This window comes from Verminephrobacter aporrectodeae subsp. tuberculatae At4 (assembly GCF_000193225.1).
Lineage (GTDB): Bacteria > Pseudomonadota > Gammaproteobacteria > Burkholderiales > Burkholderiaceae_C > Acidovorax > Acidovorax aporrectodeae.
Map to the genome: position 1 here is coordinate 1 of NZ_AFAL01000253.1, position 946 is coordinate 946.

A 946-nucleotide genomic window follows, 5' to 3' on the forward strand; every position below is an offset into this window, starting at 1 on the left:
CGAGCGCAGCAGCGGGCAGCTGCTCTACCGCGGCGAGGACATCGGCGCGCTGTCGGACGAGCGCATGCGCCGGCTGCGCAGCAAGCTGCAAATCATCTTCCAGGACCCCTACGCCAGCCTGAACCCGAAGATGCGCATCGGCGCCGTCCTCGGCGAGGCGCTGGCCACGCACGGCCTGCACCGGGGCGCGGCCGCGCGCGCCAGGCGCATTGCCGAGCTACTCGAAACCGTTGGCCTGCGCGCCGAGCATGCACGCTGCTTTGCGCACGAGTTCTCGGGCGGGCAGCGCCAGCGCATCGGCGTGGCGCGCGCGCTGGCGGTCGAGCCCGAGTTCATCGTCGCCGACGAGCCCTTGTCCGCGCTCGACCTGTCGATCCAGGCGCAGATCATCAACCTGCTCGCCGAACTGCGCGAGCGGCTCGGCCTGACGCTGCTCTTCATCTCGCACGATCTCGACGTGGTCGAGTACCTGTGCGAGCGCGTGCTCGTGCTGTACCTGGGCAAGGTGATGGAGGTGGCCCGCACCGAGGTGCTGTTCGCGCGCCCCGCGCACCCCTACACGCAGGCCTTGCTGGCTGCGCGCCCGAGGCCCGACCCGGACGCGGCGCTCGCGCGCCCCGTGCTCAGGGGCGAGATTCCCAGCCCCATCGCGCCGCCCTCGGGCTGCGTGTTCCGCACCCGCTGCGCGCACGCCATCGGCGCCTGCGCGCAGACCGTCCCCGCGCTCGAGGAAGTATCCGCCGGGCATTACAGTGCCTGCATCCGCAAAGACCTGCGCGCGCAGATTGCCGCATGACCATGACCGCCATGAACGATTTCAACGACCCGCTGCTGGGCAGCCATTCCAAGGGCTATCCGCGCACGCAGCCGCCGCGCCGGTGCAGCGCAATCGGCGCCGCAGGCTGGAACGTGTTGGCCGGCGACCTGCCGCTGCCGCTGGCCCTGC

General features: G+C 71.4%; 1 protein-coding gene. It reads left to right on the top strand.

The features are described 5' to 3' along the window. The coding region (locus tag VTU_RS0106245; protein WP_010102188.1) for an oligopeptide/dipeptide ABC transporter ATP-binding protein at positions 1-796 on the top strand (796 nt) is incomplete at its 5' end. Positions 797-946: the final 150 nt, after the last annotated feature.